Genomic DNA, 17745 nt, shown 5'->3' with positions numbered 1-17745 from the left:
ACACAGGTCAGACCTATACTTGCCGCACTGGTCTGATTTGTCAGCTTCTGGTCAGTCCCTACAATCCGCCGTCCCTTGTTACGCGATGTAACAATTACAGTTTAATAATAATTCAGATGAGGTTATGGTCATGAGCCATAAAAACCTGTTTGCAAAGTCAGCCGTGGCGGCTGCAGTGGCGCTTGTTTCTTCACACGTATACGCAGCGGGATTTCAGCTTAACGAATTCTCCTCTGCCGGTCTGGGCCGCGCCTATTCCGGCGAGGGCGCGATGGGCGATACTGCTGCCTCCGCCAGCCGCAACCCGGCGACCATGGCGCTGATGGATCGTCCGATGTTTTCTGTCGGCGCGGTCTTTATCGATCCCGATGTCGATATTACCGGCAACAGCCCGACTGGCCGCAGCCTCGATGCCAGCAATATCGCGCCGACGCAGTGGGTGCCAAATATTCACTATGTGCAGCCGATTAACGATCAATGGTGGATTGGCGCATCCGCCACCTCAAACTACGGTCTGGCGACGGAATTCAACGACGGCTAAACCGCTGGCGGCTACGGCGGCAAGACCGATCTGATGACCGCCAACCTCAACCTCAGCACCGCCTATCGCCTTAACGAGCACTTCAGCTTCGGCGTCGGCTTCGATGCGGTTTATGCGCGCGCCAAGATTGAGCGCTACGCGGGCGAGTCGGGGGCGGCGCTGCGTATCCCGGCGGATACCCAGGTAGCCCATCTGAAAGGCGACGAGTGGGGCTACGGCTGGAACGCGGGCATACTTTATGAGGTGGATAAAAATAACCGCTTTGGTCTGAGCTATCGCTCGGAAGTGAAAGTCGATTTCGACGGCGACTATAAGAGCAGCCTGCCGACAGCGATTAACCGCATCAACCAGGCGGCCAATTTAGGGCTTCCTTACGCCACCGGCGGCTCCACCATTCCGGGCGCGCTGACGCTAAACCTGCCGGAGATGTGGGAAGTCTCCGGCTGGCATAAAGTGGCGCCGCAGTGGGCGGTGCACTATAGCCTGGCCTACACTAGCTGGAGCCAGTTCCAGGAGCTTAAGGCGACCGGCTCGAGCGGCCAGACGCTGTTCTATAAAGATGAGAGCTTCAAGGATGCCTACCGTATCGCGCTGGGCACCACCTACTATTACGATCAGAACTGGACTTTCCGTACCGGTATCGCCTTTGATGACAGTCCGGTTCCGGCGGACAAGCGCTCTATCTCTATTCCCGATCAGGATCGTCTCTGGCTGAGCGCTGGCACCTCGTACGCCTTTAACGACGACGCTTCGGTCGATGTGGGCGTCTCTTATATGCACGGCCAGCACGTGACGGTGGAAGAAGGTCCCTATACCTTTAACTCGGTGGGCAAAGCCTGGCTGTACGGCGCGAACTTTAACTACAAGTTCTGATGCTGAGGTTAGGATATAAAAATAGCGACCCCTGGGTCGCTATTTTTAATGGTATGCACTAATCGTAAAACGCGCGTGGCATGGGCAGAAGAGCAAAGCGTCCCGCGCCAGGGATGGCGCGGGCCGAGCTGGCAGGGATGCCGCTTTTTGCGTCTTTGCGATCGGCCCATGCCACGCGCGTAGGCACCTTAGCTGAAAAAAATGGCGACCCCTGGGTCGCCATTGCTATTTTTACCGCCGTTACTGCGCGTCGATATCTTTCAGATCGTCCTGAATCGCGCTGGCGTTCGGGTTCTCTTCCGGCTTCAGACGGCCGCCGTTCGCCAGGAAATCGTGACGCTGGAAATAGGCGTTGCGAATAAAGGCGTAGGGATCCGACTGCTGCTTCAGCAGCGCATCAGAATCAAGCAGCTGAGCGCGCGTCTCTACCCCTTCCAGCGTCCACTTCGCGATGGACATCGGCCAGGTCAGCCAGCCCAGCACCGGGTAGAGCGTATCGACATAGTCGCCGCCATCTTCGCGGATGGTGAAACTGCCGTAGGCCGGCAGCTCAACGTAGGGACCGTAGCCGACGCCGTAGTGGCCGAGCGTGCTGCCGAAACGGTGCGGCACTTCGCGCGCCAGCTCCGGGTTCGCCTTGCCCGCCACGTCGATAAAGCCGCCCAGGCCCAGAATCGAGTTCAGGAAGAAACGGGTGAAGTGAATCCCTGCCTGGCGCGGCTCGCCGACCAGAATCGAGTTCACCATGCTGGCCGGCTCTTCCAGGTTGCCGAGGAAATTGCTTAAGCCCGTACGCGCCGGCACTGGCACGTAGTCGCGCCACGCCACCGCGACAGGACGCAGCACGTATGGATCCAGCACGTTGTAGTTAAAGTTGAACATCGTGCGGTTAAAGCCTTCAAGCGGATCGCTGCGCTGCGCAGGCGCCTCGCTGTCCGGCTTTGAGCTGGCGCATCCAGCCAGAATGACGCTGGCCAAAACCAGGCTGGTCAGGCGGTAAGCCATTGTTATCTCCCTGTGCGGTTTAATGAAGTATCGCTTCAGGGCTGCTGTTGATTAATCTCCACAGCCATGTGCTGATGACCATCCCAGGGCGTCACCGCGCTCAGACCAAACCAGTCGCCGGATTGCGGACTGGCGCTGCCGTCGCGGGAAATACGCACCCGAACCTGCACCTGATGCTGCGCCGAAAGCAGGCGCTCCGGCATCATGGCGTTGCTGTCATCCAGCGTAAGCGATAACGGAAAGTGGCTCAGCGGCAAGCGCTTAACGGCCACGGGCACCGGTGAAACACCGTCAGAAACAGAAATATACATGACTCCGCCCGGCGGTAACATTTTTTCTGCCTCCGGCGTCAGCGTCACCGTCAGCGCCAGCTGCGTATTCTGCTGACCGGCGTCGGTTTTTGCTTGTTCAATGCTGCGCTCGATCATCGCGCGGCGGCGATCGTCGGCCGGGATCTGTTTCAGCATAGCCTGCCAGCTGCTAATCGCCTGGTCATACTGCTGCTGTTCATAGGCGTTAAACGCCAGCAGGCCGAGCGTGCGCAGGTTGCCGCCCTCCTCTTTCAGCATATCTCGCAGCATCAGGCCCGCCTGGCGGTTATCCTGCGGATCGCTGGAGCGGGTCAGGACTTCAGCATAGTCCTGCTTCAGGGAGAGGTTGTTGGGCGCAAGCTGCAGCGCATGTTCGAACGCCTGGCTGGCGCTGGCGGCGTTGTTGAGCACCATGCCGAGACGGCCCAGCATGGTCCAGTCGTTCAGGTTATCAGGCTCTGACTGCAGCGCGGTGCGCAGCCCAAGCTGCAGGCGCGCCAACTCCTCCATGGTCAGCGGCTTCGCCTGCGGGTCCATCACCCGCGCGCGCAGCGCCGGATAATCCTGCTGCACCTGCATCCAGCCAGCGACCTGCGCCAGTCCGCCGCTTTTCAGATAGAAGCCGAGCGACACCGCGATCAGCGCTACGACGCCGGGCAGCAGTACCAGACGGCCGCTGGCGCGCGACGGCGCGGCGTGCTGCGGCGGAATATCGGTCAGCAGCGTCTGCTGCAGTTCGCTCACCATAGTGGCGCGCTCGCCGATAACGCCCTGCGCTTCATCCTCTTCCAGCTCGCGCAGGCGCTGATGATAAAAGTCGGTATTCAGGCGATCGCGATCGGCCTCGCTCGCCTGGCGCTGACGCCAGCCCGCGCCGAGAAACAGGGCGCTGGCGGCCGCCAGCAGAATAACAATGCTTATCCACAAAGCGCTCATTTCAGCTTCCCGTCGCGTTTCAGTATCGCCGCAAGGCGCTGTTGATCGGTATCGTCCAGATCGCTGCGCGTTTTACGCTGGCGACTGCGCAGAACAATCACCAGACCGCCGAGCACGGCGAACAGCGCCGGGCCGACCCAGAGGATCAGCGTCGACGGCGTTACCGGCGGCTCATAGGTGACGAAATTGCCGTAGCGCGCCACCATATAGTCGATGATTTGCTGGCGGCTCTGGCCCTGCTTCATCAGCTCATATACCTTCAGGCGCATATCCGCCGCGATCATCGCATTTGAGTCGGCGATGCTGTTGTTCTGGCATTTCGGGCAGCGCAGCGAGGCGGTGAGATCGCGGTACTGCTCCTCTTGCGCCACCGAGTCGAACTGGTAAGTGTCGATCGCCGCCCACAGGCTAACGCTGAACAGCACTCCGCAGAGCATAATAATCAGGCGCTTCATACGCCCTCCTTGCTGTATTTCCGCCACAGCGGCAGCACTTCCTGCTGCCAGACGCGCGCGTTGAGATCGCCCGCGTGGCGATAGCGGATAATGCCGTTGCCGTCGATCAGGAAGGTTTCCGGCGCGCCGTAGACGCCGAGATCCAGCCCCAGCATGCCGTCGCCGTCATAGAGGCTAAGCGCATAAGGGTTGCCCAGCGTATTAAGCCAGGTCACCGCTTTGGTGCGATCGTCTTTATAGTTGAGGCCCACGACGCGAATACCCTGCTCCGCCAGCTGGTTGAGATACTGATGCTCTGCGCGGCAGGTCGGGCACCAGGTTGCCCAGACGTTCAGCAGGATTGGTTTGCCGTCGTTGAGCACCTTCTGGTCGTAGATCTTGCCGGGCCGATCGAGCGCTTCCAGCTTAAACAGCGGCACCGGCTTGCCGATCAGCGCCGACTCCAGCCGGGTCGGATCGTCGCCGCTGGCGTTGCGCGACAGCTGCCACAGCAGCGCCGCCGCCAGCAGCAAAAACAGGATCAGCGGAATAAAGAGAATTTTTTTGTTCATGCCCGTTCCTCACGCGCGGCTTTTTTCCGCGAGCGGTAGCGCGGATCGAGCAGGCAAAGCAGGCCGCCGACCGCCATAAAGACGCCGCCGAACCAGATCCAGCGCACAAAGGGTTTGTAGTAGATGCGCACCGCCCAGGAGCCGTTATCCAGCTCCTCGCCCAGCGCGGCGTACAGGTCGCGCGTGAAGCCGCCGTCAATCGCCGCCTCGGTCATCATGGTGCGCGCCGCAGTGTAGAACCGTTTTTCCGCGTGCAGCACCGCTTCCGGCTTGCCGTTGCGGCTGACGTCGATAATGCCGACCCCGCCGCTGTAGTTCGGCCCCTGCAGGTTATGCACGTCGCGGAACACGAAGTGATAACTGTGAATATCAATGCTGTCGCCCGCTTTCATGCGCACGTCGCGCTCGACGCTGTACTGGGTGCTGAAGGCGATGCCGATCACCGTGACGCCGACGCCGATATGGCCCAGTACCATGCCCCAGTGGCTGCGCGACAGATGGCGCAGGCCGCGGAAGAAAGCGTGACGGTGCGTGGCGCGTTCGTGCAGCTCCATCAGCGTCAGCACCAGGATCCAGACCGACATCAGCAGTCCTACCACCGTCATCGCCTCGATGCGATCCTGCATCAGCCAGGGCAGCAGGATGGCGCTGGCGAGCGTCACCACCAGCGCCAGCGCCAGGCGCTTCCACAGCTTCTGCGGCTCGTCGCGACGCCAGCGCACCAGCGGCCCGATGCCGAGCATCAGCGCGAACGGCGCCATCAGCCAGCTGAACATGGTGTTAAAGAAAGGCTCACCCACGGAGATGCTGCCCAGGCCGAGCTGATTGTGCACCAGCGGCAGCAGCGTGCCGAGCAGCACCACCAGCATCGCGGCGATCAGCAGCACGTTGTTGCCGAGCAGGAAAGATTCGCGCGACCAGGTTTCGTTCTGCACGCGGCTGCGCACCTGCCCGCCCTTAATGGCGTAGAGCAGCAGCGAGCTGCCGATTACGATCACCAGGAAGGCGAGGATAAACATACCGCGCGCCGGATCCGAGGCGAAGGAGTGCACCGACACCAGCACGCCGGAGCGCACCAGAAAGGTGCCGAGCAGGCTGAGGGAGAAGGCGGTGATCGCCAGCAGCACCGTCCAGGCTTTAAAGGTGCCGCGCTTCTCCGTCACCGCCAGCGAGTGCATCAGCGCGGTGCCCGCCAGCCACGGCATAAAGGAGGCGTTCTCGACCGGATCCCAGAACCACCAGCCGCCCCAGCCGAGTTCGTAATAGGCCCACGCCGAGCCGAGCACGATGCCGATGGTCAGGAACACCCAGGCCGCCGTGGTCCAGGGCCGCGACCAGCGCGCCCAGGCGGTATCCAGCCGACCCGCCATCAGCGAGGCGATGGCGAAGGCGAAGGCCACCGAGAAGCCAACGTAGCCCATGTAGAGCAGCGGCGGATGGAAGATCAGGCCGATATCCTGCAGCATCGGATTGAGATCGCGCCCGTCGATGGGGAAGTCCGGCAGCGTACGGGTAAAAGGATTCGAGGTGAGAATAATAAACAGCAGAAAGCCGAGGTTGATCATTCCCATCACCGCCAGCACGCGCGCCAGCGCATCCTGCGGCATGCCGCGGCTGAATATCGCCACCAGCAGCGTCCAGCTGCTGAGCAGCAGTACCCAGAGCAGCAGCGAACCTTCGTGCGCGCCCCAGGTTGCAGCGATGCGGTAATAGACCGGCAGCAGCGTATTGGAGTTGGCGGCTACGTAGCCGACGGTAAAGTCGTTGACCACGAAGGCGTGCACCAGCACGAGGAACGCCCCGGCGATGCAGAGGAAAAGCCCACTCGCCAGCGGGCGCGCCAGTCCCATCAGGCGCGCGTCCTGACGCACTGCGCCCCACAGCGGATAGACGCTCAACAGCAGCGCGATGCCCAGCGCCAGGCAGAGCAGAAAACTTCCAACTTCTGGCATCATGACTGGGTTCTCGCCTGTTCCGCCAGCGCCTGCGGGCTCTTGTGATTCTTCTTCATCGCATCCTCGATTTCCGGCGGCGTGTACTTCTCGTCATGCTTCGCCAGCACCTCTTTGGCGTTGACCAGGTTGCCCTCTTCCAGCACGCCCTGCGCGACGACGCCCTGCCCTTCGCGGAACAGGTCCGGCAGAATGCCTTCGAAGCTGACGCTGACCACGCCGTTGGCGTCGTAAAGCTTAAAGGAGACGGCCAGCGTATTCGGGTCGCGCTTCACGCTGCCCGGCATCACCATGCCTCCGACGCGCAGGCGCTGCCCCGCTTCCGGCTTCTGATGATCCTCGCCTTTGCCGAAGAGGATTTCGCTCGGCGTGTAGAAGAGGTCGATATTGGAACGCAGCGCATACATAACCAGCGACGTGGCGAGGCCCAGCCCCACCAGGATCGCCACAACAACGTACAGGCGCTGACGACGACGGGTATTCACATTGGATCTCCTGCCGCTTCACCGGCGGCTTGTTTCATTTTCGCCGAACGGATGCGGCGCTCCCTGGACTGACGCTGGCGGATCTCGGCCAGCAGGCGGCGGCGCTGCAGCAGCGTATGCAGCAGCAGCCCGCCAAGCGGAACAAGGGTGCAGATCACCGCCAGCCAGACGTAAAAGGCGTAGCCGCCCATGGCGAAAAAGGCGGAGAGGGAAGAGAAAGCTGGCGTCATGCTTTGCGGCCTCCGTTGGCGAGGTTCGCCACCCAGGGGCGGTGACGCTCGGTGTAGAGGATAAGGTTACGCAGGCGCATCAGCGTCAGCGTAACGAACAGCAGCAGATAGCCGAGGATCGCCCAGCGCAACGGCGTGCGCATGCTCGGCGCAATCGCCTGCTGCAGAATGCCCGACGAGCCCTGATGTAAGGTGTTCCACCACTGTACCGAGAAGTGAATGATCGGCAGGTTGACCACGCCGACCAGGATAAGAATGCCGGCCGCGCGTCCCGCCGTGCGGCGGTCGTCAAACGACTGATAGAGCGCTATCACGCCCATATAGAGGAAGAGCAGCACCAGCTCCGAGGTCAGGCGCGCGTCCCAGATCCACCAGGTGCCCCACATTGGCTTGCCCCAGGCGGAGCCGGTGATCAGGGCGATAAAGGTAAAGACCGCGCCGACCGGCGCCATCGCGGTAGAGACCAGATCCGCCATCTTCATCTGCCACACCAGGCCGGTAAACGCGGCAACCGCCATCGCGGCGTAAACGCCCATCGACCACATCGCCGCCGGAACGTGGATATACATAATGCGGAAACTATCGCCCTGCTGATAGTCGGCCGGCGCGAAACCAAAGCCCCAGATCCAGCCGAGCAGCAGCGTCGCCGCGCCCGCCACGGCAAACCAGGGAATTAAACGCCCGCAGAGCTGATAGAGCCGCTCCGGCCTTCCCAGCTGATGTAACCATTTCCACATGTTGCATTGCTCACAGGTTAAAAAATCATTCCCGACATGTCTGACGCATGTGCGGATCAGTGCAGCGCGATACGCAGCGCGGCGGCGGTGGCGAACGGCGCCAGCGTCGCGCTGGCCATCAGCATCGCGCCAAGGATCGCCAGATAACCGCCGATGGGTAGTCCCTGGCCCGCCGCGTCAATCGCCGCGCTGGCGAAAATCAGCACCGGCACCGCCAGCGGCAGCACCAGCAGGCTCAGCAGCACGCCGCCGCGCCGCAGCCCAACCGTCAGCGCGACGCCGATGGCACCGAGAAAGCTGAAGGTCGGCGTGCCGAGCAGCAGCGTCAGCGCCATTGCCAGCCAGCTGTTGAAATCGAGCGACAGCAGTAGCGCCGCCAGCGGCGACAGCAGGATCAGCGGCAGGCCGGTCACCAGCCAGTGGGCGATTACCTTGCCGAGCACGGTAACCGGCAGCGGGGTCGGCAGCAGCAACAGCTGCTCCAGCGATCCGTCGATAAAATCGTCGCGGAACAGGCGCTCCAGCGCCAGCAGCGATGAGAGCAAGGCGGCGACCCAGGCGACGCCCGGCGCGATGCGCGCCAGCTGCTGCGGTTCCGGCCCGATGCCGAGCGGGAACAGCGTAATCACGATCAGAAAGAACCAGAGCGGGTTAACCGCCTCTGCGCCGCTGCGAAAGGCGATGCGCAGCTCGCGCTGAATCACGCGCAGCGACATCAGAGCCGCTCCGCGCCAGTAAGCCGTATTTTACGCACGCGCGCGGCGCTTTTTGGCAGATCCTGATGGGTGGTGAGAACAACCGAGCCGCCCTGTTCGGCGTGTTGCGTAAAGCGCTTCATTAATTTCTCCACACCCTCTTTATCTATCGCCGTCAGCGGCTCATCCAGGATCCACAGGGCGGCGTCGCTGAGCCAGAGCCGCGCCAGCGCCACGCGCCGCTGCTGTCCCGCCGAGAGCTGCGCCACCGGTACTTCTTCATAGCCCAGCAGATCAACGCACTCCAGCGCGTCAAATATCTGCGCCGCATCGCGGTTCGGATGATAAAAGCGCAGATTTTCCAGCGGCGATAGTACCCCTTTTACGCCAGGCTGATGGCCAAGAAAAAGCAGGCTTTGATGCCACTGTTCGCGCTGTTGGCGTATCGGCTCGCGTTGCCAGCGCACCTCGCCCTCTTCCGGACGGCTCAGTCCCGCCAGCAGGCGCAGCAGCGAGGTTTTACCGGCGCCGTTTGGCCCTTCGATCTGTACGATATCGCCCGCCGCCACGCCGAACGACAGGCCGTGGAACAGCGTGCGTTCATCGCGAACGCAAGAGAGATTAATGACTTCGAGCATGCCGGAAGAGTCGCGCCAGAAAAAAAGTGGCCAGGATGATAGCACAAGGTTGCGGTGGGCCGAAGCCCATGGCGTGCGGCGCGGCCCGCCTCGCATGATGGTTATGCCTCTTCTGAGGCGAATATGGATAAAAAACGCTCAGCGTTAAAATTTTGTTACGCTTCATCTGAAGGATAGTTACATTTCGCCCTTGCTAAAACAGGCTACGCTTATTACGCGCAGCAATAATAACAAGGAGCAAACATGAAACCTTCCCCATCTGTTCACCAGGATGAAAACGATGTCGACAGCGAAGAGAAAGAAGAAGGCACTGAGATTGAGGTAGATGAGGACGCCCTGCCCTCGCGTGCGGCGGCGATACATGAAGAGATTCGTCAGGATGGCGAAAAGGAGCTGGAGCGCGACGGGATGGCACTGCTCTGGTCAGCCATTGCGGCTGGTCTGTCGATGGGCGCCTCGCTGATGGCGAAGAGTATTTTTCAGGTGCATCTTGACGGCCTGCCCGGCGCCTTTTTGCTGGAAAACCTGGGCTACACCTTCGGCTTTGTTATCGTTATTATGGCGCGCCAGCAGCTCTTTACCGAGAATACGGTGACGGCGGTGCTGCCGGTGATGCATAAACCGACGCTGGGCAATGTCGGCCTGCTGCTCCGGCTGTGGGGTCTGGTGCTGCTCGGCAACCTGATCGGCACCGCTCTCGCCTCCCTCGCCTTTGCGGAGATGCCCATTTTTGATGACGCGACGCGCCAGGCCTTTAGCGCCATCAGCCAGAAAGTGATGGAAAACACGCCCGGCGAGATGTTCGCCAATGCGGTGATTTCCGGCTGGATTATCGCCACGATGGTCTGGATGATGCCGCAGGCGGGTGCCACCAAGCTGATTGTGATCGTGATGATGACCTGGCTGGTGGGATTGGGCGATCTGGCGCATATCGTGGTGGGTTCGGTGGAGATCCTCTATCTGGTCTTCACCGGACAGCTTAGCTGGTATGCGTTTATCTGGCCGTTCGCGCTGCCGACGCTGCTGGGAAATATCACCGGCGGCACGCTGATTTTTGCGTTGATCAGCCATGCACAGATCCGTAACGATATGAGCGAGGCGGCGAAAGCCGAAGCGAAAGCGAAACAGCGCGAAGAGAAGCAGCAGGAAAAACAGCGCTAAGCTGTTGAGGAAATGAGCAAACGCGCCGCAGTTGGGTTATTCTTGCGGCGCATTTGCGCTATACTGCGCGCCGCCGTCCCCTTAGTTAAATGGATATAACGAGCCCCTCCTAAGGGCTAGTTGCAGGTTCGATTCCTGCAGGGGACGCCATATGCAGCTCTCCTGACTCCTGACGCATTCAGTAAAAACCCTTACAACTCGCGATTCCCCCTTCCTCTGGCGATGCGACGTCAACTGATACCCACCCATCTCGACGTGAATCCATAAGCGCTTTTACGATAAAATTTCTGTTATCCCTCAACACGGCCACTTAATGCTTTGCATCATCAACGCTGTCTTTCCTGCGCCAGCGTGTAGATTTGAGCCCGGAGGCGCTGCTCAACCAGGTGAATCTGCTGCTGACGCTGCAGCGAGTCCTCAGGCAACTGTTTCAGCAGACGAAGCTGTTCTTCCACCGGCACGGTCTGCCTGAAGCTCGTCAGCATGCCAAAGACCTGTGATTTAAGCTCACTGACGGTGAGATATTTTCCCCTTTGACCGTCAAGCCTGTTCAGCTTATCGGTAAGGGCCTGAAGCTGGGCCATTCCTTCATGCCAGCCGTTCATGGCATCCGCTGGCAGCGCGGAGATGTTAATCTGCTGCTGCCACTGCTTCATCAGAGGATCGGCCTTTTCCGGCCACAGCGCCTGAGCCTGTTCTGTCAGTTTGCTGGCGTAAGCGATATTCCAGTCAGGCGGAAGTTTATCCAGCCGGGCAAGCTGCTGCTCTGTTTGGGCAATAAGATCCTTCGGCAACGGAGCTTGCTGGCGCAGCATAACCAGCTTTTCAGAGGCGAGGGGTGCGGGTAACGGAGCCAGGGAGACAGCAAGCTGAGTCTGTAGCGAATCTGGCCGGTGAAGATAGTGCCAGCCCCACGCCACGCTGCTGCTTATCACCAGCATGGTACACATTCCGGCTGCGAAGGATTTCCATTTTTTTTCCGACGCAAGCTGTGCTGTCTCTACTTCCCTGTTCGCCTGACGTTCTGGCTGCGCAACGTACACCCGCTTCGCAGGCTCGTCTGGCGTATCTTCAGGCAGGCTGCCAGCAGGTACTGTCGCTGCGGCTGCCACCTTATTTTTCACCTTGTCTGGCAAAACGATACCTGGCTGAATGTTCGGCCCTATGCTGGTTATGTCCGCGTTTGTTTTTAGCCTGACAGCATTGTGATGCAATAGATTACGCAACGCATCAAGCTGGCTCCGCTGCTCAGGCTCCAGGCGCTGCAGCGTCGCAACCAGACTGGAAAGCAGTTGCTCTGCCCGATACAACAGACTGAGGTCGCTGGTCGTTAACGGGCGGGCGCGCATCTGCTGCTGCAGGCGCTGGCTTAAAAGGTTGAGGATTTCCATGCGGACATGGACTGGCTGCGGCCATAGCGTCCCCCACTGATGGCAGATCAGCGCCTCCAGTATTGCCAGACCTTCATTAAGCCCTGATAAGCCGCCCAGGTGTGTACGCGCCAGGGTGAACCAGGCCGCCGTTTGCAGCTCCACGCCGTTCTGCTCAAACAGCGAGAGGCAGAGTTTTTCGACATACTGCCAGCTCACATCCGGACGAGCCGGATGGGTCAGCTTACTCAGTTCTTCGCGCAGGGCGGCATAATCCGGCAGCGTGCGCGGGTCGTTGCCGGTTTTGATTTTACTTGGGGTCTTGTTATTCATGGCTGAATATCCCTGTCAGGATTACGAGGCTATGTTTTCTTTTTAGGCGTCTTCACGCGCGTTGGCGGATACTTCAGTCCTGCTATGGCAGCAGCGATAAAATCAGACCAAAAAACGCGTCTTCGTCAAAATGCTCTCCGGGCAGTACCGGTGCCCCCGGATGAGTCAGCCTCCACTCGTTAAGCTGCCCTGTCCTCATGAATAAACGCCCCACTGAAGTGACACTCCCATCTGCGTGAAGCGTCACATCCACACACCCGTTAACGCTCTGGTCATAGAGAAATGTCGGCACAAATTTTACAGATCGATCGTCTATGCGCAGAATGAGGGCAGCAATATCAAAAGCCCCTCCTTCAACCAGCAGGTCCATAACGGATGTATTGAGCGCCTCCAGATTCAGCCCGGTCCCCTCCAGCCACGTGTCCATCTGCTCCTGAAGCTGTGTCATTCGCAGGCGAAACTCCGCAATATCGGCCTGACACTTACTAACAGATAAAGCCAGAGCAGGCTGTCTGAACTGCAATTTTTGGAGAAATTGTGATTTTACTGACATGGTTTATCACGCCTTACAGACGGGTTGCGTTGTCCAGATACTGCTGTTGCTTAAGATGTCGGAGTAACACTCGCCCTTCCGGCATAAACTTTGTGTCGTAGCGGACAAGGCCAATGCCTTTTAGCTCGGCATCAATGGCGTAACGCAATTCGCCGGGGAGTTTCTGGTCGAGCAGAATGACATTGATACTTTTCAGGCGCGGTTCGTATTTGAGCAGCACTTCGGAAAAAATATGCAGCAGCTGGTGAGCGGTACCCGGCATGCCCTGCACTATTTTGGTCATATCGGGCAGGCCATAGTCCGGTAAATGCGCCAGTGTGCCGGCGCGACAGTTAAGGATCCGTTGCATATTATCCAGCACCGACAGGATGACCTGATTTTCTTCACTGATATTTTGAAGGTCGAGATCGCCAACAAAATTACCGTAAAGCATCTCACATAAAGAAGGGCTATTTCTCGGCATCGTCAGTACTGCCCACCTGTAGTGCTCACAGACACACTGCCTTTATCATTACGATCCAGCAGTGACCAGCAGACACGGTGCTTCTTGCCGTGTACATCATCAAACTCTGGCATAGGCTGTCCTGCGCGAATCTGAGTGTATTGTGTCGTACCACTAACTGTTGTATCCCGACGAGCGTAAAATGGAGCAACATCACCACTCCAGCGAGTGATGCGAACCCTTTTTTCTTGCAGCAACTCCTTCTCTCGCCTGAGCCATTTATAAAGTTCTTCAAGTCTGCCTTCAGGGAAAAAACCTTCAGGCGGAACGTCAATTAATTCACCTTCAATGCAAAGGATCAGAATCCATTCTGTTTTGGCCCATACGGAGTCTTTCCAGCTGTAACCAGGCCACCCATCGATTTCAACATAATCACTTCGTTCAATACCCTGATATACTTCTGAAGAAGGGTCGTAATTGGCTGGTATAAAGCATGCTGGTGCAAACTCTGTATCTGGTAGAAAGATACCTGTTTGGACTGTTTTTTCTTCTGCTTCTATACGAACTGAATGTTCAATTTCATAGCGCATCATCCAGCCATCCCAGCATTTAGCAATGCCTTTTCCTGTATTACTCATGGCATGAAAGATATTAAATGCACTGGTATCATTATGGGCATGAAGAATATATATCTGCATATACCGCTCTTTCCCTGGTCGAATATTAAGCATCACACAATCCCCCTCACTATATTAGCCTGTTGCAACAAAGGCCGTTTACGACTGCTTGACAGTATTTCTTGCAAATAACGGGAAATGCCTTCCTCATGAGCAACGGCACAGGCAACAATCGCATCACGGGCATCTGCACAGTTTTCGGACGAAATAAAACCTCAGCAAATCAAATCCCTGTGGATGTAATAACCCCATTATTTTCATCCTATAATTCGCACCAGATATGAATATTTTTCTTTTTTGGCAGATCCTTATATGGATAAACAGAATAGTCAGCTGCACAACCTTATGCCAGCCTGTTTTCTGCCTCGGTCAGTTATAACCGGGTTCTGCGTCTTCACGGCTGAAGTCCAGCCTCATCCGGTAGCGCTCCGTTTTATCGAGGTGCGCATACAGGATATTTTTCTCATTGATTTTAAGACGGGCGGTGAGCTGGCCCGCAATATTCAGAGAGATAACTAATATTTACTTTTCTTCATGTTGCAAATAAATACTCCCGCCGTCATCCCTGCGAATAAGGCTCCACTCCGCCGGGATGCGTGTTTCAGGCGTGCACCTGTTACGCTGATACTTCGCGGCCTCTGGCATCAACGTGCCTGCCTGAACATCAATAAACTGCTGATGCCCTCCGGTAAGTGTTGCCCAGCATCCAGAGTGCGGACAGCGTTCTCCGCTTGAGCAGGTAATGCGTTTACCCGATTCATCATCCAGAAAATAGTCCGATTCATCAGGAATAATTCCATCGCAATAGCGGGTTACTGATGAAATCCGTTTTTCTCATCAGGAGTGGCTAAAAGCATTACCTCCATCCTCCCTTTCAAGTAATGACCAGCAAGCGCGGTGTTTATTACCATGCTTATCTTCAAATTCCGGCATGACCTGTCCAGCCTGAGTGTGAGTATATTGCGTTGCACCGTTAATAATGGTCGCCCAGCGACCACTAAACGGTGCAAAAGCGCCGCTCCAGCAGGTAATATGTTCCCTTTCCTCCGCCCAAATTTTCTTTTCACGCTGTGGCCAGTTATAAAGCTCTTCCGGTTTCCCCTCTGGAAAAAAACCACCCGGCGGCACATCGATAAATTCACCTTCGATACGACGGATCAGCGTCCAGCCTGTTTTAGCCCACTTGGATTCTTTCCAGCTGTAGCTTCGTTTTCCACTTTTACTGACATAATCACTTCGTTTTATTCCCTGCCGAGTTTCGGGTGATTCACCAAAATTAGCCGGGATAAATCGGGCCGGAGAAAAGTCAATATCAGGAAGATAAATCCCCGTCTGAACAGGGTTTTCACCCAATTCTATTCGGACTGTTGGATCAAGCTCGTAACGAGGAACCTGGGATGGAAGATCATGGAGGTTATAAGCACCATATCCAATTTCGTCATAACCATCATATGTTAGATCCCCCTCATTCCAGGTGGCATCCAGAGTTGCGGATAATCTGCGATCTAATTTGGACGCAATGCTCTGAAGTTCAGATATTATTTCGATTTCCTCCTGCGTCATCCAGCCATCCCAGCATTCTGTAATGCCTTTGCCGATATCACTCATGGTATGACCGATGTTAAATGCCCTGATATTATTATGAGTACGCAGAATAAAGGCCTCTGTATAACGCTCTCTGGCAGAGCGAATATTAGGCAACACGCGATTCCCCCACACTATATCAGCCTGCTGCCATAAAGGCAGTTTACGGCTGTTTAACGGCATTTCCCGCAGATAACGAGCAAACGCCGCTTCATGCGCATCAATATAAGCAATAATCGCATCACGGGTAGCAGCATAATGTTCAGGAGAAATAAACTTCTCCAGCAAATAACATTCCTGAGGATGTAGGACAGCCATTATTTTTTATCCTTTGGTTCATACCAGTTATGGGTGTTTTCCAGTCTGGGAAGGCCCAGGTAGGGATAAGCCGGGTCATTCGCGGCATCACCATAGCCCCAGCCTGTTTTCTGCCGTGGCCCGGTGTACTCTTTTTTTAACTGCGACGGGTCCAGGACAATCTGCACGGCTCCGCCTTCCAGCGAATATTCAGGAGCCTCACGATTAATCTGCGTACCAGCCCGGCCTTCCCAGACTTTCAGGGGTTGTCCTGGGGGAACGGTATAGGTCACATATTCACCGTTTTCATTCCACTTTTTCCATACCGCAAACCGTCGGCGCCAGTCGCCTTTACTGGTTAATTTGTCGAACTCAGACTTACGCATCCAGCAGATATTGTTATCACTGGAGGAAGGATCAACTACACGATAGATAACCGTGCCCGGTGGAATTTCAACCGCCTGCATTGAGCTATCGAAAATATCGAATTTATTTATAAGCGCCGGATTTTTGCTTGTTTCACTGATATCCGGCCAACCTTCAGTAACAGGTTCCTTATCTTTAAATTTTCCTAATGCCGGATATGCCCGTTTTCTTGCCCCAACATCTACCCAGTCCGGCTTCTCACGTTTGAAGAAGTCGAGTTCTTCACTGGCACGGGTCGCGCCATAGAAATGAGCGTTATCACCGACATGTGCACGAAACGCATTATCCCCCTCCACCCTCAGACGATTCGCCAGATGCTCAAGGATGTCGTTCAGTGGCTTCAGGGCTTTTGCCAGCATGGCGTTTGCTTTGTTACGTACTGAAACAAGCGTATTCCACAGCGCCGCCACCGAGCGCTGTAATGATACCGGCCCCCAGTCAGTGACGGTATCAAACAAGCTCCGGATGACCTTCATCAGCTTGTCCATTACCGCTAGCAACTCCGACGTACTGAGCATACTTTTTAGTTCATCGAGTTTACCCGCCAGATAGTGATACGGGTTATATATTCGCAACGTTCGCAGTGTACCCTGCACCGCAGGGGTGGCCAGAAAACGGTTAAGCTGTGTAATGCTTCCGTCCAGCAGGCGGCTGTAGTTACCCGCCTTGCTCAGTTCTTTAAAGTGGGCCTTTCGTACCGACAGAAACATCACCTTCGCACTGCCTTTCACCAGAGACCCCAGCGTCGGGAAGCAACCAACCAGCGTCAGACCAAGGCACACCCACGGCCAGACCTCAGTGTCATTCTCTTTTATCTTCTTACAGTTGGCGATAAGATCACGAACATCGCAGATCTGATCCACCAGGGGGATCATTGAGATAACCGTCCCGGTAACAATCTGTCCGGTCGTCTGCTGTTCGTTAAAGTCGCCCTGAAGCGTTTCCCACAGCCACTCTCCGGATGCTTTCGCTTTATCGGCCAGTTCGTCATACCAGCTTTGCGGCGGTGGCTGGTAAAAAGCTAGGGCGCGCTGCAGTTCCTGATCTATCATTTTCATCCCTCCCTGATACTGGTTTTTTTCAGCAGTAAATCCCACGGTGCCCAGGGCTTTTCCGGCTCAGGCGGCGGAAGCTGGTAAGTCACGATTGCTGACTCAAACGGAACATTCTTATGCAGGGCATATCCCTGTTCATCCAGCTCGCCAGCAAGTTCACTTCCACCGTCGAAACAGAGGGTATAAGGTGCTTTTGGGATAGCAACCGTCCCGTCAAAGAAGTTCAGAACAAGGTCGTTCTCCCCCTTCCTCGGTAGATAGGGCACTTTTACCGTCTGCGAAGCCCCACCTTCCGTATCCAGCCGGCTCGCCCTGCGGGTGTACGTCCCCGCCGTCTCGTACCTGATTTGTCCCTGCTCGATAAGGATGGAGCTCCCGCCGCCCACCAGCCGTATTCGCTTTTTACCGGCCAGCAGCATCTCTTTTGCAGAGATGAGA

17 protein-coding genes, 1 tRNA gene and 2 pseudogenes are annotated in these 17745 nt (G+C 56.9%); 3 read left to right on the top strand and 17 right to left on the bottom strand.

What is annotated here, in order from left to right:
• Positions 1-130 precede the first annotated feature (130 nt).
• A pseudogene (fadL, locus tag Q9R34_RS14845) lies at positions 131-1414 on the top strand (long-chain fatty acid transporter FadL).
• Positions 1415-1654: 240 nt separating this feature from the next.
• Here fadL and mlaA read toward each other — a convergent pair.
• Genes mlaA through ccmA form a run of 10 tightly spaced genes read right to left on the bottom strand, consistent with a single transcriptional unit; the run spans position 1655 to position 9409 of the window.
• Positions 1655-2419 (bottom strand): phospholipid-binding lipoprotein MlaA, encoded by a 765-nt coding sequence (gene mlaA / locus Q9R34_RS14840; RefSeq protein ID WP_033750623.1) that lies wholly within the window; start codon positions 2417-2419, stop codon positions 1655-1657.
• A 35-nt stretch (positions 2420-2454) separates the two neighbouring features.
• Positions 2455-3666, bottom strand: coding sequence for a c-type cytochrome biogenesis protein CcmI (gene ccmI, locus Q9R34_RS14835; protein ID WP_485894683.1), 1212 nt, complete (start codon positions 3664-3666; stop codon positions 2455-2457).
• Positions 3663-4121, bottom strand: coding sequence for a cytochrome c-type biogenesis protein (locus tag Q9R34_RS14830; protein ID WP_485894681.1), 459 nt, complete (start codon positions 4119-4121; stop codon positions 3663-3665). The genes ccmI and Q9R34_RS14830 overlap by 4 nt, the downstream gene beginning before the upstream one ends.
• Entirely contained in the window at positions 4118-4672 is a 555-nt protein-coding gene (locus tag Q9R34_RS14825) for a DsbE family thiol:disulfide interchange protein (protein ID WP_485894679.1), read from the bottom strand. The genes Q9R34_RS14830 and Q9R34_RS14825 overlap by 4 nt, the downstream gene beginning before the upstream one ends.
• Entirely contained in the window at positions 4669-6627 is a 1959-nt protein-coding gene (locus tag Q9R34_RS14820; protein WP_485894677.1) for a heme lyase CcmF/NrfE family subunit, read from the bottom strand. Before Q9R34_RS14820 ends, Q9R34_RS14825 begins: the two co-directional genes overlap by 4 nt.
• Positions 6624-7109: a cytochrome c maturation protein CcmE gene (gene ccmE / locus Q9R34_RS14815; RefSeq protein ID WP_485894675.1), complete on the bottom strand. Its 486-nt coding sequence runs from the start codon at positions 7107-7109 to the stop codon at positions 6624-6626. Before ccmE ends, Q9R34_RS14820 begins: the two co-directional genes overlap by 4 nt.
• Positions 7106-7339, bottom strand: coding sequence for a heme exporter protein CcmD (gene ccmD / locus Q9R34_RS14810; protein WP_033750637.1), 234 nt, complete (start codon positions 7337-7339; stop codon positions 7106-7108). The genes ccmE and ccmD overlap by 4 nt, the downstream gene beginning before the upstream one ends.
• On the bottom strand, positions 7336-8076 hold the full coding sequence (locus Q9R34_RS14805; RefSeq protein WP_048784707.1) for a heme ABC transporter permease: 741 nt from the start codon (positions 8074-8076) through the stop codon (positions 7336-7338). Before Q9R34_RS14805 ends, ccmD begins: the two co-directional genes overlap by 4 nt.
• Before the next feature lie 56 nt (positions 8077-8132).
• Positions 8133-8792 carry a heme exporter protein CcmB gene (gene ccmB, locus Q9R34_RS14800; protein WP_485894673.1) on the bottom strand — a complete coding sequence of 220 codons (660 nt, stop codon included), beginning with the start codon at positions 8790-8792 and terminating at the stop codon, positions 8133-8135.
• The gene (ccmA, locus tag Q9R34_RS14795; protein WP_485894671.1) at positions 8792-9409 is read right to left on the bottom strand and encodes a cytochrome c biogenesis heme-transporting ATPase CcmA; all 618 of its coding nucleotides are present in this window, start codon (positions 9407-9409) and stop codon (positions 8792-8794) included. The genes ccmB and ccmA overlap by 1 nt, the downstream gene beginning before the upstream one ends.
• Before the next feature lie 243 nt (positions 9410-9652).
• Between ccmA and Q9R34_RS14790 the strand changes: the two genes are divergently transcribed.
• Positions 9653-10570, top strand: a complete 918-nt coding sequence (locus tag Q9R34_RS14790; protein ID WP_485894669.1) for a formate/nitrite transporter family protein — start codon at positions 9653-9655, stop codon at positions 10568-10570.
• Positions 10571-10645: 75 nt separating this feature from the next.
• Positions 10646-10720, top strand: a tRNA-Arg gene (locus Q9R34_RS14785).
• A 176-nt stretch (positions 10721-10896) separates the two neighbouring features.
• Here Q9R34_RS14785 and Q9R34_RS14780 read toward each other — a convergent pair.
• The 7 genes and pseudogenes from Q9R34_RS14780 to Q9R34_RS14750 all read right to left on the bottom strand — a co-directional run.
• Complete coding sequence (locus Q9R34_RS14780; protein ID WP_485894667.1) at positions 10897-12273, bottom strand: VasL domain-containing protein; 1377 nt, start codon at positions 12271-12273, stop codon at positions 10897-10899.
• Positions 12274-12355: 82 nt separating this feature from the next.
• Positions 12356-12826 (bottom strand): hypothetical protein, encoded by a 471-nt coding sequence (locus Q9R34_RS14775; RefSeq protein ID WP_485894665.1) that lies wholly within the window; start codon positions 12824-12826, stop codon positions 12356-12358.
• Positions 12827-12839: 13 nt separating this feature from the next.
• A complete protein-coding gene (gene tssE / locus Q9R34_RS14770; protein ID WP_485894663.1) occupies positions 12840-13289 on the bottom strand; it encodes a type VI secretion system baseplate subunit TssE in 450 nt (149 codons plus the stop codon).
• A 2-nt stretch (positions 13290-13291) separates the two neighbouring features.
• A complete protein-coding gene (locus Q9R34_RS14765; protein ID WP_485894661.1) occupies positions 13292-14002 on the bottom strand; it encodes a hypothetical protein in 711 nt (236 codons plus the stop codon).
• Positions 14003-14782: 780 nt separating this feature from the next.
• Entirely contained in the window at positions 14783-15847 is a 1065-nt protein-coding gene (locus tag Q9R34_RS14760) for a type VI secretion protein ImpA (protein ID WP_485894659.1), read from the bottom strand.
• On the bottom strand, positions 15847-17304 hold the full coding sequence (locus Q9R34_RS14755; RefSeq protein WP_485894657.1) for a hypothetical protein: 1458 nt from the start codon (positions 17302-17304) through the stop codon (positions 15847-15849). The genes Q9R34_RS14760 and Q9R34_RS14755 overlap by 1 nt, the downstream gene beginning before the upstream one ends.
• A 2-nt stretch (positions 17305-17306) precedes the next feature.
• Positions 17307-17745, bottom strand: a pseudogene (locus tag Q9R34_RS14750) (type VI secretion system tip protein VgrG); the annotation flags it as partial.

The sequence above is a fragment of the Enterobacter sp. BRE11 genome, from assembly GCF_031844285.1.
In the GTDB taxonomy this organism is placed as follows: Bacteria; Pseudomonadota; Gammaproteobacteria; order Enterobacterales; family Enterobacteriaceae; genus Pantoea.
The sequence above is the reverse complement of the archived record's forward strand: the minus strand, read 5'-3'. Positions and strand labels throughout refer to the sequence as shown.

Excerpts from the sequence above, each read along its gene's own strand:
- tssE (WP_485894663.1), bottom strand. The coding sequence starts at position 13,289 with ATGCCGAGAAATAGCCCTTCTTTATGTGAGATGCTTTACGGTAATTTT.
- Q9R34_RS14775 (WP_485894665.1), bottom strand. The coding sequence starts at position 12,826 with ATGTCAGTAAAATCACAATTTCTCCAAAAATTGCAGTTCAGACAGCCT.
- Q9R34_RS14820 (WP_485894677.1), bottom strand. The coding sequence starts at position 6,627 with ATGATGCCAGAAGTTGGAAGTTTTCTGCTCTGCCTGGCGCTGGGCATC.
- Q9R34_RS14830 (WP_485894681.1), bottom strand. The coding sequence starts at position 4,121 with ATGAAGCGCCTGATTATTATGCTCTGCGGAGTGCTGTTCAGCGTTAGC.
- ccmA (WP_485894671.1), bottom strand. The coding sequence starts at position 9,409 with ATGCTCGAAGTCATTAATCTCTCTTGCGTTCGCGATGAACGCACGCTG.
- Q9R34_RS14825 (WP_485894679.1), bottom strand. The coding sequence starts at position 4,672 with ATGAACAAAAAAATTCTCTTTATTCCGCTGATCCTGTTTTTGCTGCTG.
- Q9R34_RS14805 (WP_048784707.1), bottom strand. The coding sequence starts at position 8,076 with ATGTGGAAATGGTTACATCAGCTGGGAAGGCCGGAGCGGCTCTATCAG.
- ccmI (WP_485894683.1), bottom strand. The coding sequence starts at position 3,666 with ATGAGCGCTTTGTGGATAAGCATTGTTATTCTGCTGGCGGCCGCCAGC.
- ccmD (WP_033750637.1), bottom strand. The coding sequence starts at position 7,339 with ATGACGCCAGCTTTCTCTTCCCTCTCCGCCTTTTTCGCCATGGGCGGC.
- Q9R34_RS14760 (WP_485894659.1), bottom strand. The coding sequence starts at position 15,847 with ATGGCTGTCCTACATCCTCAGGAATGTTATTTGCTGGAGAAGTTTATT.
- Q9R34_RS14755 (WP_485894657.1), bottom strand. The coding sequence starts at position 17,304 with ATGATAGATCAGGAACTGCAGCGCGCCCTAGCTTTTTACCAGCCACCG.
- mlaA (WP_033750623.1), bottom strand. The coding sequence starts at position 2,419 with ATGGCTTACCGCCTGACCAGCCTGGTTTTGGCCAGCGTCATTCTGGCT.
- ccmB (WP_485894673.1), bottom strand. The coding sequence starts at position 8,792 with ATGTCGCTGCGCGTGATTCAGCGCGAGCTGCGCATCGCCTTTCGCAGC.
- Q9R34_RS14790 (WP_485894669.1), top strand. The coding sequence starts at position 9,653 with ATGAAACCTTCCCCATCTGTTCACCAGGATGAAAACGATGTCGACAGC.
- Q9R34_RS14780 (WP_485894667.1), bottom strand. The coding sequence starts at position 12,273 with ATGAATAACAAGACCCCAAGTAAAATCAAAACCGGCAACGACCCGCGC.